At 65.9% G+C, this 261-nt stretch carries 1 pseudogene; it reads right to left on the bottom strand.

From position 1 onward, the window contains the following. Positions 1-261, bottom strand: a pseudogene (locus tag CDN38_RS30120) (IS5/IS1182 family transposase); the annotation flags it as partial.

A 261-nucleotide genomic window follows, 5' to 3' on the forward strand; every position in this document is an offset into this window, starting at 1 on the left:
TGGTAGCCACGATCACCTGATGATCCTCATCGACCACAGCTTGGGCGTTATAGCACTGATGAAACGCCTCGTCACCGGTGAGCATGATCTTGGAGTCCGGGTCGGTGAAGTTACGCTGTGCCTTGGGTTTTGGTGTGGCAGTCTCGGCCGCGGCGGCACCCGTGGCGGCGGCGGTCTGCTGGTCGTCGCCGCGCTCACCCGCGGCGGCCTCGGCGTGTGCGCGGGCCCGCTGGCGTGCTTCTTCCTCCAGAGCTGCCTTGG

The sequence above is a fragment of the Mycobacterium ostraviense genome (assembly GCF_002705925.1).
GTDB lineage: Bacteria > Actinomycetota > Actinomycetes > Mycobacteriales > Mycobacteriaceae > Mycobacterium > Mycobacterium ostraviense.